Raw genomic sequence first — 14,619 nt, forward strand, 5'->3', positions numbered from 1 at the left:
ACATTCTAATTTTTATTTGGAAAAATTTTTCATACTTAAGGTTTAATTTTTCGCTTAATTGTGTATTTACATAATATATGTTTTTTGTAAATTAATGTATCTAATAAATAATATTAAAAATGAGGAGAGATTTCTAATGCCAAATGTTTTAAATAAAATAAAAACTCAACAAAATGTTGAAGCACTTAGATCTGCAATGATAAAGTCCGGTACTGAAAATGGTCTAAATCATCCTACCACTATAAAATTAAGTCAGAACTTGGATAAGTTGCTAAATGAATATACTTTAACTTTCAGCAATTAACTACCGAATTATGTTTTAGGAGATAAAAAAATTAGCCAAAAAGACACGAATGCTGTAATAACTACAATGTTCGTATCTTTTTGGCGGGATCTATAATTTATTAATTCTTCCTTCTTTTTTAAACCTCAGTAGTTCTTTATCTTATACCACTTAAGAGTCCTTAAACGAATAAAGACACATTTCTTATAAAGAAATGTGCCCTATCATTCCCTCTCATTTCCGAATTCGTAACGTTTATATTTAAACATTGTTATAGTTCCGAGAATAGGTCCTATCGCTAGTATTATAAATGCCCATTCCCAACCAATCATTCTCTGAATAACAGGGATCAGATTTATCGAAAATATAGTAACTAAGAAACCGATACACATTTGAAAAGTAAGCGCTGTACCTACATACTCCTCTTCGGCTATTTCTGATACAGCTGCAGAAAATTGAGCGGAATCAGAAATAACGGATATCCCCCAAACAATCGAAATTAATAACGTTAACAATATAAAATGACCAAATGTAAAACCGATTATGATCGAACAACTAGCACTGATTAACATTGAAATCATTGTTAAATTTGCTCTTCCGATTTTATCTGAGATTAGTCCACCAATCACACAACCAATACCACCTGCAATCCCAATTGAAATAAAAGATGACAGTCCAATGACCCAATGTGGAATTTCTGGTGAATAGGTTGAAAAACTAGCAGTCATAAATACAGGAAGCCATGTCCACATCGCATACAATTCCCACATATGGCCGAAGTAACCGTAGTTCGCAAGCATTACTGGTTTATTCTTCATCACCTTTTTTAATACTTTTAAAGAGAAGGGCAATTTTTTGGTTTTCACTGGGGCATCTTCTAAAATAAACAAAACAACCAAGGCTGATAATAAAGCCAATACTGAGCTACAAATAAGTACGAATTTCCAACTTAATGAAGAAAAGAATATTACAATAAAATGGGGTAACGATGATCCTAAAGTTAATGCGGCAATTAAGATTCCGATCGCCAATCCGCGTTTTCTTGGAAACCATTCTGATAACATTTTGACAGCGATTGGGTATATACCAGCGAGTGTTATTCCAGTTAATATCCTTAGTAGAATTCCGATAAAACTAGAATCGGTAAAAATTATTAAGGCATTTAATATTGCACCTAGAAATGCAGAAATCGCAAAAACCTTTCGAGCATTGAAACGGTCAGCAATCCCAAAGTAAGCACTAAATAATGCTCCTATTACAAAACCAATAGGCACAGAAGCCGAAAGCCAAGCCTCTGAATTGGGGCTGAGATTCCAAATGTCCATTAGATCTGGTGCAATAACTGACGCACTATACCATAAGCTTAAAGCACACAATTCTGATAATCCAATCCACATTAATGCTCTCCAAGAACCTTGAATCATCATATCCCTCCAAGTGAAATAGAAAAACGCGCTCCTATCCCCTCTTTTAGCCTTCAACTCATCCTAATCGTCATCATTTTACAATACTTCACTTTTCTTCAAATCCCCCTTTTTAAATCAGGGATATTCCTTAAAAATAATCTTGATTGCGTGATATATAAATATATGATCCTTTTCTCAGAAAAAGCTTTTATATATGAGAAAAAGTACAATTCGTTGCCGCAGAATTGCCCCCGATTGTTGTTGAAGATCTTTTCAACTAATGCCCTTAAATTTCATACATTAATGATAATCATAATTATGCTTTAAGTCGTCTATTTCTCTTGCGAAAATTAGGTCACTCACAAGGAAATAAAGCTGAAGTACATTCAATATATTTACAATTTTTTAAAAATTTGCCAAAAAGTTGTTTACAATTTAAATGGATGTGGGTATACTAACTCAGTAATCAAAAAATTCTAAGGAGGTCGAAGAAAATGATCGTTATCAATAAATTAATGTCACTAGTAGTTACAGCTAAAACGAAAATCACACATTCGACCAGATTGGAATGGATTGCTTAAATTTTTTTATTAATTAAGTATGCCCATACCGCAGGGAGAAGTGTGCTCTTGCGGTATTTTTGTGCCTTTTTTACCGCAGGGGGAGTCTCTCTGCGGTTTTTTCCATTTTCAGGGTCATTTTAAGGAGGTGATAATCCATGATATTAAACTTTTTTACCCTTTCAATAGCTATTACAAAACGTGAGCGTGAAACCTCTCGTGAGAAAGCAATTCATGAAGAAAAAGTAAAAAAAATCTTTGAAGAGAACCGAAGGAAAGTAGAAGATTACGTTCGTCAACGTCATTATTAATTTTGTGAAATTTAAAACAATGAAAGGTGGGAAATGAAATGATTTTTATGAGTAAAAGAAGGTATGCAGTTTTATGGTTGGAGAATGGCTCCACTTAGCTAACAAATAAAGTAGTGGATTTTAAAATCTTCATAAGCGAGGGGCTGTGCGAAAAGTACTTTTCATACAGTCCTGTATGAGGGGGTTATCTAGCCGCGTTTGTTTAGGTTATAATAATTGTATTGAAAGGAGGTAATTAAATTAATGATGAAAACAATTATTCCATTATTAGCTTATTCAATAGTTTGTATAATTGCAGTTATGCTACCTGCTTCAGATGGATATAATGCGATAGGATGGAAATTGCTAATTGGGCAAATTTACGCAATACCTGTCTTAATCGTTGCAATTTTAATCACTTTATTTTTTAATAAAAGACATTCCCATAAAACTAACTTTTAATTTTTAGAGTAAATAAAGTTAGGCTACTTAACGCCAATAAAAGTTGGTCGCTAAGTAGCCTAACAATGATGTTATATTTTTATAGTTGAATAAATTGTTGTGTCCAATAGTAACCATCTTCAACAAAACCTACACCAATATGTGTGAAATTGGCATTCATAATGTTTTGACGGTGTCCTGGTGAATCCATCCATGCTTGTACCACTTGTTGTGGTGTTCTTTGACCTTGTGCAATATTTTCACCTGCGGAGCGATATGAAATTCCTGCAGATTTAATTTGATCAAACGGGCTTCCAAAAGTTGGGCTTGTATGTGAAAAGTAATTATTTTTCGCCATATCTGCTGATTTTGCATGAGCTACAGCCATTAATGGAGAATGTATTTCAAGCGGTTTTAAGCCTGCTTTTGTACGTTCTGCATTTGTTAAGTCTACAACTTGTTTCTCAAATTCAGAGACTGATTGACTAACATTATTAGTCGTTGTTTTTGCTGGTGCTTCTACTTGTTGATTATTTGAGTTTGATGGTGCTTGTGTATTGTTGTTATTTGTCACAGGTGTAGCCTGTGCATTTGTATTATTATTTGTTTCTGGTGCAGTTGTTTCTTTTGTTGGTGCTTCAGGTGCTTTTGCATTATTGTTATTTGTTACTGGTGTAGCTTCTTCTTTTGCTGGTGCTTCAGGTGCTTTTGCATTATTGTTATTTGTTACCGGTGTAGCTTCTTCTTTTGCTGGTGCTTGAGGTGCTTTATCCTCTTTTTCTACTGTTTTATTAGTAGATTCTTTTTGAGTTTCTTTATTAGTAGTAGCCTTTTCTGCATGCACTACTTTGCCCTCTTTAATTATTATATTAGCATCTAGATTTTTAAAAGCTTTATTGATTAGATCTTTCGATAAATTAATCCCGAATTCGCCATTTGGTGATGAAATTTGCTCTATTATTTTTAAAGCCAACCCTTGATAATTTTCGCCTTTAATAATTTGGATATGTTGAGTATTTGCACCTTTCTTTTCCTCTGTATTTAAACTTGCTGCATCTGCTGCAGTAAAAGATGTTGCAAATAATGTTGCTGCACATAATGATGTTGCTAACCATTTTTTATTCATTTTTGAATTCCTCCTCTTCTACAAAACCTATGTTACAGTACAAAATGTGTAATAAAGGGTCCATAAACTGGTAAGAGTAACATTCTATTACTAAACTCCATAAAATCAAGTGTTTAGAAACTATTAATTTCACAAAATCATCCAGAAAAAAAGTATACTACCACCAAATAAATATTGACAGATTTTTAGAATTATACATTTTCACCTTACTATTACGTTTGTTACAAATTGATTACAATGTATGAACCTCTCAATACAACAATAGAAGTAGTACTAGCTGCTGATTATGTGATGAGATTTACAGAATGCACAATCAAAAAAGACCCCTTCCTTATAATAGGAAAGCGCCCGATGACCCAAACTTTTATTTGGGCTCGTTATTGTATTAAGAATTATATAACTTTACTTCGTTTCATTTTCTTATAACGAAGACCTAAATCAGCAATATATAGAACTGTAAAAACTATTGGAATTGTAAAGTCAGCAGAACTGTACCAAACAACAGCAGAAAAAAATATTAGTCCTAATAAACCCATCCATAAAGCACGAATAAACTTTTCCTTGTTGTCTAATTGCCAAAAGAACAACTTCATAGTATCACCTATCCTTTAGTGATTTTTTCGATAAATAATATTTCGATAGCGAATTAGGACGTTTACCATTAAAGTTAAACCTTATTGAATCATTCTGTTGCACTAGATTTAACTTCATAGATATACAGCTCATTCCCGTCCAAAAACAGCAACTTACTCTCACGGTTATTCACTAATTGTGGTTCAATGGACTTACCATTCGGCTTCATCAGTTCGATTTTACGGACAGTCTTATATTCATCACCATCACGTTGTAACCCAAGGAGTGTATGTTCCCCTCTGCCTGAGTACGCAACAATCGTTTCACCCTTCACCGCAAACGCCCGAATATTAATATCTTCGGGTGAATAATACGATGTGAGACGTTCTTTCCGTACGCAAATCTTCGAATCGATGCTGAAGAAAAACCAAATTCCTTCATCAGCTATACCATTCATTGCCAAACAATCAAAAATATAATATTCAACCTTTCCTCTATAAAGAATTACTGCACTAAATACTTTTCTTTCATCGATAGTTTACATACGCAAAAAGAACTGAAGTAATAATCATTTTAATTCTTTTTCATACAATTGATTAATTCGGATTTTTAATTAATAAGTTTAAAGAAAATTTTACCATTTTTTAAAAAACACCGAAAGCGCCGTTAAGTATAAAAGACGCTTTCATACAATTTTGTTTAATCAACAATCATGTTTTTCGGAACACTCCCTTTATAAGAAGGCAGGAGTTGCATTTACGGTTATAGGCGTTTGCTAGATGGTAAAGTGAATGTTACTGCTATATAGTTTAGGGTAGTTGGTAATATAAATAATAAATAATTCTAGCAATTTCCCCAGGTTACGGAAAACATAACAGGAGGTAATTAAATGAATGCTTTGATGTTAGAGGGATGGACACCAATATTACTTTGCGGAATTGTGTTTGCAATTGGGATGTTTATTATATCCCGTAAGTTTTCAAGAAAAGTTTTATTTTTAACCGCCACATTATTAAGTCTAATTTGTATTGGATTAATTATTTTTAGCAAGGATATAGTTGGTGGCTGGGATGGGATCCTTTTGGCTTATTTCGCCATTACTATTTTTGCAGGTGTATGGGTCGGTACTTTTATTGGGGTTTCCTCAAAGAGGTAAAATGAATACTTTAATCTGCGGCTATTATAAGTTTAATAAAAGTTCCAAAAAGAAAGTTAGGGAATACATCAAAAAGACACAAATGTTGATATATCAACGTTTCGTGTCTTTTCTTTAGACTATTGGTTCTGAAGCATTTTATACAGATAACGAAAACAACCGATTGAACGGAATTAGTACAAATGGTGTTTAATGAAAAGTGACGCGACCCTTATTAATTAACGCTACTTTGTCTTTTTCTACTATTTCTCGTTACGAAAATCGAATTTTCCATTAGGAACTTCAAGAGTATGTCCATTAATTACAACTGTTTTATTATCCAGCCATTCAATTTTGGCTGTTGATTCTCGATAATTCCAATAGATATTTTTTTTACCTTCGGACTCATTAAATACTAATTCACCTCGTACAGCATCCGCACTTAAGCTTGGACTCGATACATAGGCTTTTAAAGTATACGTACCATCAGGAGAGGTTTCTTCCGTAAGATATTCACCAGTAGGCAACCTTTTCATATCGAAAAATGCCCAATAAACTCCATATCCAATAAACCCCATAAATAAAAAGCTGATAATTAGTGATATCTTTACTATCTTTTTTCGCTTTGCCCCTTTTATTGTTGAATTAGCAGTCATACCATACACCCCTTTTTTTATTAATAAGGAGAAGTTAAATAATTCCTTTTATTAAAGACTTTTTTAATTTTATTTTGTTCCCGCTGCATCGATTGGTGGGATGCTTTATATATCACAAGGCCAAAAATGTAAAAAGAGCCCTTCCCTATTCAATGAAAGTGCCCGATTGTTGAAGAGTTAGTACAATCTAATTTGATTTTTTGTGCTATGTAACTTATATGTCATAACAAGTTCTTCCGAATCTATTTCAAATAGTTGATTTTCCTCATTCCAACTGTGAGCAAGTATATCCTCTATTGGCAAGTCTAAAAATTTAAAGAGTTGAAAACGTGATACAATATCTTGCCATTGATTCATCCAACTCTTCGAATTGATCGTGGGATGAATCATATTATTTAAAAAAATATGACTGTTATGTTTATTTTCATTTAATAATTGAGGTGTTAATTGTATGATTTTCATTTAAGTAACTCCTTCATGTGACTCTCATAGTATGATTTTCATTATATACATATATTTACACAAGAGATATATTTTTACTTCAATACAATATTTCGCGGTATACAAAAAAATCCCTTAAACCGCCTTTTGTTAACATTTCCTCTAAAGAATATTATTTAATTTGTCTCCTTTTAATAGCTCTTAATCTTAAACCTATATAAACACTCTTCTAATAAAATAAGTGCCTAGATTATTTCACGTAGCTATTTATTTAGCTAATAGGCTAAACACCATTCAATAATTCAGAGTTACCTAAGATATTCGTCCACAGTCTTTTTCAACTAAAGCATAATCTAGTGACGTAATACAAAATAAACTCGAAAGGAGATGATTATTTATGCCGGTTACTGGAAACCAAAATACTGAAGACAATCTAGAAGTAATTCAAACTCAAAATCAAGGGTTATTAATTCAAAATTCTCATACTGTTGACGTAACTCAAACGGAAGTACAAGGTCTTGTGGTAGTTCAAGCTGCCCTACAAGCTGCTATCGAAGCTGCTGTTGTAGTTTTAGGCTCCAATGAAAATGCTGATATAAGCAATCTTCAAAGAATAGCTCAAAATTTAGAAGTTACTCAAACCGAAACACAAAACGTTACTATTATTGACTCTGATGCAATCACTGTAAGACAAACCGAAGTTCAAATTGATGTAGTAGTTCAAGCAGCTATCCAATTATTAGCTCAGTTAGCTTTAAGAGTCGCTTAAAAAGGAATTTACCCTCTTAATTTTTACAATATTGATTAATTGTAAGAGCTATCCTATAAACTTATGTGGATAGCTCTTACCTATTATAGATCTACAAAATCATTGTTCTTATTGAATTGTATTTAATCTTCTACTGCAATAATTCTTTGAGACTTAATGGATCGCTTTCTAAATCCCCTACAAATTCATCATCTGCTAAATCTTCCTCATTTCCCGCAACAAAACTGTATAATTTAACAGGACTATCTTGTAATTCTCAAATAAGTAATATCATTTTGTTTCAAACAAAATTAAAAATATAAATTATTTCTCATGAACTTTTACATATACACTTCCAAACAGACTTCCACCTATATAAGCATCTAACTTCCATATTCCGCTTTTAGGTAATGACATGTTAGATGGGGCGTGTTTGTCTGCCCCATTATTAGCAGCACCTAGTGCTCCACCAGTCACATAGATTTCTTCATCTTCATTTTCATGCGTGGCTACAATTTTCAGTTCTCCTTCTAACTCTTGTTCTCCCCCCCAAAAATGCCACATGTACTTTTGCACTTTATCAGGATAAAACCTAACAACTTCGCTATCATCATAAATAAAACCTAATCGTCCCTCTTCTCCAATCATTGTGTAACCGCCTGATTCAAAAAGTGAACTTTCATTCCAATTGTGATTAATTACTTTTTCATTTTTCTCAATGGATTCCTCATCATTACAGCCTGTAATTGCTAATGATAAAATTACTGCAAAGATTAAAAGGATTCTATTTTTCAATATAAATACCTCCCCTGACTTTTAATGTTAATTCTCTACCTAACACTGATCCCCCTTCATAAAGTTACCAAATTTTTATTCTTTTATAAAAGAATGTTATTTCACAATATGACCTAAAACGCCAAAAAGGGACATCCTTTAATTTCAGGATAGTGCCCTATTGTTGAACAACTTGAATATAATTTCTGCCTCCTATTAATTACAATTGTACTTTGTCTAATAATTTATAAATAAGCTATAAGTGTATAAACGATGCTACTTCAACTGTTTATGCCATATGTATAGAAACTGTATAATCTACAGTCAAAGCGAAAAGGCACAAATGTTGATTTAACAACATTCGTGCCTTTTTAGTGGATTCTCAAACTTGCAGCTGCCATTTTTATTTTCTGATATTAGTATGGTAAGTTTTTATTCAATATCTTCTTCTAGATTTGCCTTCAATTCTTTAAACCAATTTAAGTTTACTAAATGGTGGGAACGAGAATTTTCGTTCATGCGACGAAAATAATCAATTTTATGAGGTAATTCTTCCGAGTAAGCGAGGTAGTCATCGAGTAAAGCAATTCTCGCTTCAGTTTGATTAATTTGCGATTGAATTAGTTCTAATAATTTATTTTTATCGTATTCATCTGCAAAAAGTAAAGCCCCATAGAATTGTAAGTTTACATACTCCGATTTCGTCCCATATTTATTCATTAATTTTTCAAATTCTTCTCTTCCTAAAGACGTGATTTTAAAGGTTTGAATTTCACGACCATTGTTTGGATTGATTTGATGTGTTTGTTCAATGAACCCTTTTTCTACAAGCTGTTGCAAATTGTAATAAAATGAACCTTTCGTAAAGTTCACAATATATTTATAATGTCTTTTTTCCATTAAACTTAAAAGTTCGTATCCATGAGCGCCAGGGTTTTGAATAAGTAAACCAAGGATAAGTAACGGAATCAAGGTTGCATCACCTTTGCCATTTGCGCTTCAAATTCAGCGTATGTGATTTTACCTAGAGCTAAATTCATACTGTGAATATAAATTTGTTCAGATTTTGAATAGGTACTGTTTATATTTAGTGATTGATTTTCATCTGAAAGTGGCTCCAAGATATGACGCTTTTTCGAAAATGCCTCGAAGTAGCGATAACCGAATTTCCGCTGGGAAACGGCATTCAAATGGATACCATCTGGATTAGCAGTTAAACCTTCTGCTGTAACAAAATAACTATTTGGCAGGTTTTCTGCATAACGGCGTAATTGTTCATTAACTAGCTTGTACTCAGGCGAATATTTTCCAAAGCCTGTTTTGCCTAAAAAGTCACCGAGTTCACCAATAATTAATGGAACATTTTCAAGATTCAATTCATCTCTTAATGTCGTCATAATAAAACTTAATTTATCGTAGTAAGTATCATGTTGCCCATTATTACTGTCACTTTCACCTTGATGCCACAGTATGCCACAGATTTCACTCGTTTCAAGAGCAAATCGAGCTTCAGACAAAGCATGTTGAAAAAGAGTACCTTCTGGATGCCAATCGTTCAAGGAACTGCCGCCTTCCGCACAAGGAATCAAACCAACTTCTTCATCCGGATTAGCTTTCGACCATGCCTCTGCAAAAGATGCTGCCAGGCTTACACCAGCAACAGGACGATCATAATTAACGGGCTCTGTCATCATTTGCCATTGACCATTGCGAAGCATTTTTATTTTTTCATTATAGATAGGTTCTACCTCATGCAAAAAACCGCGACCTGCCATATTTGATTGTCCTAACATAAAAAAAGATTTTATCATTTAATTTCAATCCTTTACTAAACAGTCTAATTAGATTCCTAATTATATAGTCTAATTAGACTGTTATCAACTCATTATTATTACGAATTAATACTGAACATTCTCGAAGCAACGTTTGGGAGTATGATTGGACACAAAATACTAAGAACATTCGTTATTCAACAATCGCGTGCTTTTCTTAAATAAGAAAAGCGCTTTATTCAATAATATACGGCCATATCATTGAATAAGAAAACACGAAAAAAGCGTGAATGGATCACGCTTATGTGTAATTGTTAAAGTTAGAAATAAAAGTCCAAGTCCCCTATTGAATAGAAATATTAAAATCCTAATCTTTTATTATCAATCCCAGTAGTGATGCAAACTGAATAGCCTGATACCTTGATACTTTACAACCAACTAAATCCTTTACTGATACCGTAAGTGACTCAAAAGTAGATGAACTTATATCTATTTCTTTAAGAGAGGTTTGTTCAAAATTTGCTTCATTAAGATTACATGATTCGAATTCAACTTTCTTTAGTTTACAGTTGAAGAAATCTGTATTTTGTAAAGAAACATCTTTAAAAATAACTTTTTCAAATTTTGAATCGCCGAATATAGCCAAATTTAATATTGAGTTTTCAAATTTTACGTTGCCAACACGAGATTCAGTGAAGTTACTACCAAGTAATTTACTGTTAATAAATTCAACTCTATGGATGGAAGAGTGATTCAAATTAACATTCGACAAATCACAATTTTCAAAACGGGTATCCATAATATCAATATTACTGAAATCTGTATTAGTAAAGTTGCAGTTCTTTATCACTGTATTATAGAGTCGTACTCTATGTACAGCTTCATTTGTGAACTCGGAGTCATTTATAATACACTTTTCAAGCGTTGGGTCTTCTTCTAAAAAAATATCACTAAAGTTCGCTACAGTTAAATTTAGTGGGATTTTTGGGGTATCAATTTTCATAAAAAACCTTCTTCCAATATAAATTAGTTAGCTAACTAGCCTCCTAATTAATTATATATTAATGCATGGTCTTTCTACTTGGATTACGCAGTATTTAAATCTCCAATTTAACTCGACTGCTCATACGTATCACCAAATTCACGGTTAGACATTGCTTTAAAATCCAATGATTTAAAAAACGGAACATCCGTACGTTCTTTTTCCAGCGCTTTATGAATGGCTAATAGCACTTCATCATTTGATACAATACCAAATAAGCTTTCCCGCTTAATCTCACCTGTCGTATATATTGATAGGTCATCGTAAACTACGAAATCGATGTAACGAACAACATTGAGGAAGCTGCCCCGATGTGTCATAGCAATTCTTAACGGATCCTTTAAAGAAATGATCTTATTTTTAAATTGAAACTGGATGCCCCCTGCTGGTATGTAAATGATTATGTTTTTTTCGGTTTCTACGATATTTTCAATTTTTAAAAATTCAAGTTTCATTATTACTCCTCCTAGTATTACACCTAACATATACCCTGTTTTCCTAATTATTAATATGGAGGTCATTGTTATTTTAATAAAATAAGCGTTGTTTTGGGGATGTTTGGTAAGCAGAGAATTACAACTATGCAGCAATAAGGGGAAATAGAATGATTGTTTAAACCTCCTTTGGAAATTTTCCACAAAAGAATGTATGTTCATAATCTGGTCATTAAAATAAATAAGACGCGTTTCTTATTAAAGAATCACGCCCTTTTGACTTGAGCTTTTTATTGCTGTTCAAATTTCATCTTTATACAACCCTCCAATAATACACCACCCTCACATCCCTTTGATATAGTAAATTCCGAATCTAATAAAGGAGGCACTAATATGATATTAAATGTCAAAAACTTATCAGTCACATACGGTGCTAAAATAGCTGTTAATAACGTTAGTTTTAGTGTTGAACCCGGTGAGGTAATTGGCTTACTTGGAGCAAATGGTGCAGGGAAATCATCTACTATTGCGGCAGTACTTGGGATTGAAAAGAGTAATTTCAAAGAACTCACAATGCTTGGGAAATCACCAATCGTTCAACGTAAGGAGGTCTTTCAAGAGGTAGGAGTACAGTTTCAGGAAACAAATTTTCAAGATAAATTAATCGTACGTGAGGCATTCGAGCAGTGGGGGTCACTTTATAAACAAACTGCTGATGTACCATTACTGTTACAAACATTTGGTCTAGCTGGTAAGGAAACTCAGCTTGTAAAATCACTTTCAGGCGGAGAACGTCAACGTTTAGCAGTGTTATTAGCTCTAATTTCAAACCCTAAGCTTGTTTTTTTAGACGAACTCACAACAGGGTTAGATACAAGGGCTAGACGCATGCTTTGGAAGCAGCTTTTAGCGATGAAAGAAAAAGGTTTGGCAATTGTCCTAACATCACATTACATGGATGAGGTTGAGATATTATGTGATAAAATCTTGATTTTAAAAAATGGAGAAACGGTCTTTCAAGGTACAATCCAGGAGGCAATCCAAGTAAGTGAGAAATCCACATTAGAGGGTGCGTATTTACATTTCTCTGGCGAGGAGGATTGGATATGACTACATTTTTAACACTTTTAAAAATCGAGGGTAAACTCGTTTGGAAGGGTATCGATATTCTTATTTTCGGTATTTGCTTCCCTATAATTTTAGCCACAGTATTCGGTTATTTACTGAGCAAGGACGGCCCAATTGGTGCTTCTAACTTTGAATTATCGTACGCGGCTGTCATTACGATAGGTGTACTAGCGACAGGTGTTATGGGTGTACCACTAACCATTGCAGATTACCGTCACCGAGGAATTTTAAAGCGATTCCAAGTGACACCAGTATCCCCTCTCCAAATTTTATTTGCACAGGGATTGATTCAACTTTCTTCAGCACTTGTATCATTTATTGGTGTTACACTTGTTTACCATCTATTATTTGATTATGAACTAAAGGGATCGTGGACACTATTCCTTCTGACTTATATTTTTGTCATTTTAGCGATGTATAGCATCGGTATTTTTATTGGAAGTATAGTACCTGATCAAAAGTCAGCAAATGTTTGGAGCTCAGTTGCTTACTTTACAATGTTACTGTTTTCAGGGGCAACTATTCCGTACGAAGCTATGCCTCGAATATTCCAATGGATAATGAATATTTTACCGCTTTCTCATGGTATTCATTTATTAAAACAGACAAGCACTGGAGCGTTACTAACAGATGATCTTTTCCATATTTTGATTTTAATTTTATGTATTGTAATTGGATTAGGGGGAGCAATAAAATTCTTCAAATGGAAGTAGGTGTGTGGGGTGTACAAAACAAAAGAAATTGCAGCACTTGTTGGGTTACACCCCAACACGGTACGCATATATGAGGAATGGGGCTTTATTTCCCCTGTTCCAAGACAGGCAAATGGCTACCGTATCTATTCAAATACCCACTTGTTTCAGTTAAAAGTCGCACGAACCCTCTTTCGATGTGAAATTGTACAAGGAGATATTCGAAAAAAGGCGCGCGAAATTGTATATGCTTGTGGTAAAGAAGATTTTAGTAAGGCTGAACAACTAACGATATACTATCTTACTAATTTAGAACACGAATATAATCATGCTCTATCTGCTACAAAAGTTGTTGAGAAATGGCTGAAGGAAGATTCTACTGTTAGTTCTTGTACTTACTCGCGAAAAGAAGTTGCACTACTTCTAGATATCACACCTGAAGCTGTACGAAATTGGGAACGTAACGGACTCATTACAGTTCCTAGATTGTACAATGGTAAACGAGTATATGGTGAAAGGGAACTTGAGCAGCTACGAGTTATTCGCAGTTTAAGAAGTGCTCATTATTCTATTAATGCTATTTTACGTTTACTCAGACGAATTCAACAACCTAGCCCTGATATTATCGCAATTTTAAATACACCAACGGATGAAGAAGATATCGTGTCAGTTACGGATCAATTAGGTAAATCATTACTAGATGCCATAGCAGATGCTAAAGATACATTAGATTTGCTTCATGAAAAAACCACTTTCCAAAAACGATAACGGAAAGTGGTTTTTTTAGGGGGATTGTAATTGAAAAAAAGACAAGCCATTATTTGGGCTGTAATCGCTATTGTTATTTGTATTAATTTGGTTTTTTACAAGATAGGTTTATTGAAGTAACGGAAGGCTTTAGTGTAACAACCATTTCGAAATGTGCCCAAAAACCGCTTTGGGAAATTAAAATAGGTCTTTACAATAACAAACAATAAATGTAATATCTGGATAATTATAAAATAAACGTTGATTGGAAGTAGTAAGGAATAATTATTGTTTAGAGAGCTGTTGGTTGGTGGAAAACAGTCAGTAAATTCCCGAACTCGTCCAGGAGGATTTATGCTGAAATTAAGTAG

At 33.4% G+C, this 14,619-nt stretch carries 18 protein-coding genes and 1 other annotated feature (1 of these 19 cut by a window edge); of the genes, 8 read left to right on the forward strand and 10 right to left on the reverse strand.

The window, feature by feature from the left end; translation table 11 throughout:
• Positions 1 to 136: 136 nt before the first annotated feature.
• On the forward strand, positions 137 to 304 hold the full coding sequence (locus AC6CH1_RS09050; protein ID WP_251687323.1) for an aspartyl-phosphate phosphatase Spo0E family protein: 168 nt from the start codon (positions 137 to 139) through the stop codon (positions 302 to 304).
• Between the two features lie 203 nt (positions 305 to 507).
• Here the strand turns inward: AC6CH1_RS09050 and AC6CH1_RS09055 are convergent, their stop codons facing one another.
• Complete coding sequence (locus AC6CH1_RS09055) at positions 508 to 1,707, reverse strand: MFS transporter (protein ID WP_498317201.1); 1,200 nt, start codon at positions 1,705 to 1,707, stop codon at positions 508 to 510.
• A gap of 700 nt (positions 1,708 to 2,407) precedes the next feature.
• Between AC6CH1_RS09055 and AC6CH1_RS09060 the strand changes: the two genes are divergently transcribed.
• Entirely contained in the window at positions 2,408 to 2,560 is a 153-nt protein-coding gene (locus tag AC6CH1_RS09060; protein WP_498317202.1) for a YrzI family small protein, read from the forward strand.
• 246 nt (positions 2,561 to 2,806) lie between these two features.
• Positions 2,807 to 3,001: a DUF4017 family protein gene (locus tag AC6CH1_RS09065; RefSeq protein WP_427711572.1), complete on the forward strand. Its 195-nt coding sequence runs from the start codon at positions 2,807 to 2,809 to the stop codon at positions 2,999 to 3,001.
• A gap of 79 nt (positions 3,002 to 3,080) precedes the next feature.
• On the opposite strand, the gene AC6CH1_RS09070 is transcribed toward AC6CH1_RS09065, so the two are convergent.
• Together AC6CH1_RS09070 and AC6CH1_RS09075 are read right to left on the reverse strand one after the other, a co-directional pair.
• Positions 3,081 to 4,106, reverse strand: coding sequence for a CAP domain-containing protein (locus AC6CH1_RS09070; protein WP_498317204.1), 1,026 nt, complete (start codon positions 4,104 to 4,106; stop codon positions 3,081 to 3,083).
• Positions 4,107 to 4,788: 682 nt separating this feature from the next.
• Positions 4,789 to 5,136 carry a hypothetical protein gene (locus AC6CH1_RS09075; protein WP_498317206.1) on the reverse strand — a complete coding sequence of 116 codons (348 nt, stop codon included), beginning with the start codon at positions 5,134 to 5,136 and terminating at the stop codon, positions 4,789 to 4,791.
• A 432-nt stretch (positions 5,137 to 5,568) separates the two neighbouring features.
• On the opposite strand from AC6CH1_RS09075, the gene AC6CH1_RS09080 reads away from it, so the two are divergent.
• Positions 5,569 to 5,835 (forward strand): YesK family protein, encoded by a 267-nt coding sequence (locus AC6CH1_RS09080; protein ID WP_498317207.1) that lies wholly within the window; start codon positions 5,569 to 5,571, stop codon positions 5,833 to 5,835.
• A gap of 242 nt (positions 5,836 to 6,077) precedes the next feature.
• Here AC6CH1_RS09080 and AC6CH1_RS09085 read toward each other — a convergent pair whose 3' ends face one another.
• Together AC6CH1_RS09085 and AC6CH1_RS09090 are read right to left on the reverse strand one after the other, a co-directional pair.
• Positions 6,078 to 6,470 carry a DUF5412 domain-containing protein gene (locus tag AC6CH1_RS09085; protein ID WP_498317209.1) on the reverse strand — a complete coding sequence of 131 codons (393 nt, stop codon included), beginning with the start codon at positions 6,468 to 6,470 and terminating at the stop codon, positions 6,078 to 6,080.
• 177 nt (positions 6,471 to 6,647) lie between these two features.
• A complete protein-coding gene (locus AC6CH1_RS09090; RefSeq protein ID WP_498317211.1) occupies positions 6,648 to 6,932 on the reverse strand; it encodes a hypothetical protein in 285 nt (94 codons plus the stop codon).
• 376 nt (positions 6,933 to 7,308) lie between these two features.
• Between AC6CH1_RS09090 and AC6CH1_RS09095 the strand changes: the two genes are divergently transcribed.
• Entirely contained in the window at positions 7,309 to 7,680 is a 372-nt protein-coding gene (locus tag AC6CH1_RS09095) for a hypothetical protein (RefSeq protein ID WP_251687310.1), read from the forward strand.
• 303 nt (positions 7,681 to 7,983) lie between these two features.
• On the opposite strand, the gene AC6CH1_RS09100 is transcribed toward AC6CH1_RS09095, so the two are convergent.
• From AC6CH1_RS09100 to AC6CH1_RS09120, 5 genes are all read right to left on the reverse strand, one after another.
• On the reverse strand, positions 7,984 to 8,454 hold the full coding sequence (locus tag AC6CH1_RS09100) for a DUF4871 domain-containing protein (protein ID WP_285848708.1): 471 nt from the start codon (positions 8,452 to 8,454) through the stop codon (positions 7,984 to 7,986).
• Between the two features lie 411 nt (positions 8,455 to 8,865).
• Positions 8,866 to 9,405 (reverse strand): PadR family transcriptional regulator, encoded by a 540-nt coding sequence (locus tag AC6CH1_RS09105; RefSeq protein WP_427709333.1) that lies wholly within the window; start codon positions 9,403 to 9,405, stop codon positions 8,866 to 8,868.
• Positions 9,402 to 10,244, reverse strand: a complete 843-nt coding sequence (locus AC6CH1_RS09110) for a sialate O-acetylesterase (protein WP_498317213.1) — start codon at positions 10,242 to 10,244, stop codon at positions 9,402 to 9,404. The genes AC6CH1_RS09105 and AC6CH1_RS09110 overlap by 4 nt, the downstream gene beginning before the upstream one ends.
• 328 nt (positions 10,245 to 10,572) lie before the next feature.
• Complete coding sequence (locus AC6CH1_RS09115; protein ID WP_498317215.1) at positions 10,573 to 11,208, reverse strand: pentapeptide repeat-containing protein; 636 nt, start codon at positions 11,206 to 11,208, stop codon at positions 10,573 to 10,575.
• 107 nt (positions 11,209 to 11,315) lie between these two features.
• On the reverse strand, positions 11,316 to 11,702 hold the full coding sequence (locus tag AC6CH1_RS09120) for a molecular chaperone (RefSeq protein ID WP_251687302.1): 387 nt from the start codon (positions 11,700 to 11,702) through the stop codon (positions 11,316 to 11,318).
• Between the two features lie 372 nt (positions 11,703 to 12,074).
• Between AC6CH1_RS09120 and AC6CH1_RS09125 the strand changes: the two genes are divergently transcribed.
• The 3 genes from AC6CH1_RS09125 to AC6CH1_RS09135 are packed head-to-tail and all read left to right on the forward strand — an operon-like array spanning position 12,075 to position 14,269.
• Complete coding sequence (locus tag AC6CH1_RS09125; RefSeq protein WP_251687300.1) at positions 12,075 to 12,791, forward strand: ABC transporter ATP-binding protein; 717 nt, start codon at positions 12,075 to 12,077, stop codon at positions 12,789 to 12,791.
• Positions 12,788 to 13,522: an ABC transporter permease gene (locus AC6CH1_RS09130; RefSeq protein ID WP_498317217.1), complete on the forward strand. Its 735-nt coding sequence runs from the start codon at positions 12,788 to 12,790 to the stop codon at positions 13,520 to 13,522. The genes AC6CH1_RS09125 and AC6CH1_RS09130 overlap by 4 nt, the downstream gene beginning before the upstream one ends.
• 9 nt (positions 13,523 to 13,531) lie before the next feature.
• Complete coding sequence (locus AC6CH1_RS09135; protein ID WP_498317219.1) at positions 13,532 to 14,269, forward strand: MerR family transcriptional regulator; 738 nt, start codon at positions 13,532 to 13,534, stop codon at positions 14,267 to 14,269.
• Between the two features lie 231 nt (positions 14,270 to 14,500).
• Positions 14,501 to 14,619 (forward strand) — a binding site (T-box leader); it runs 91 nt beyond the window's last position.

Source organism: Solibacillus sp. GQ1, from assembly GCF_059758555.1.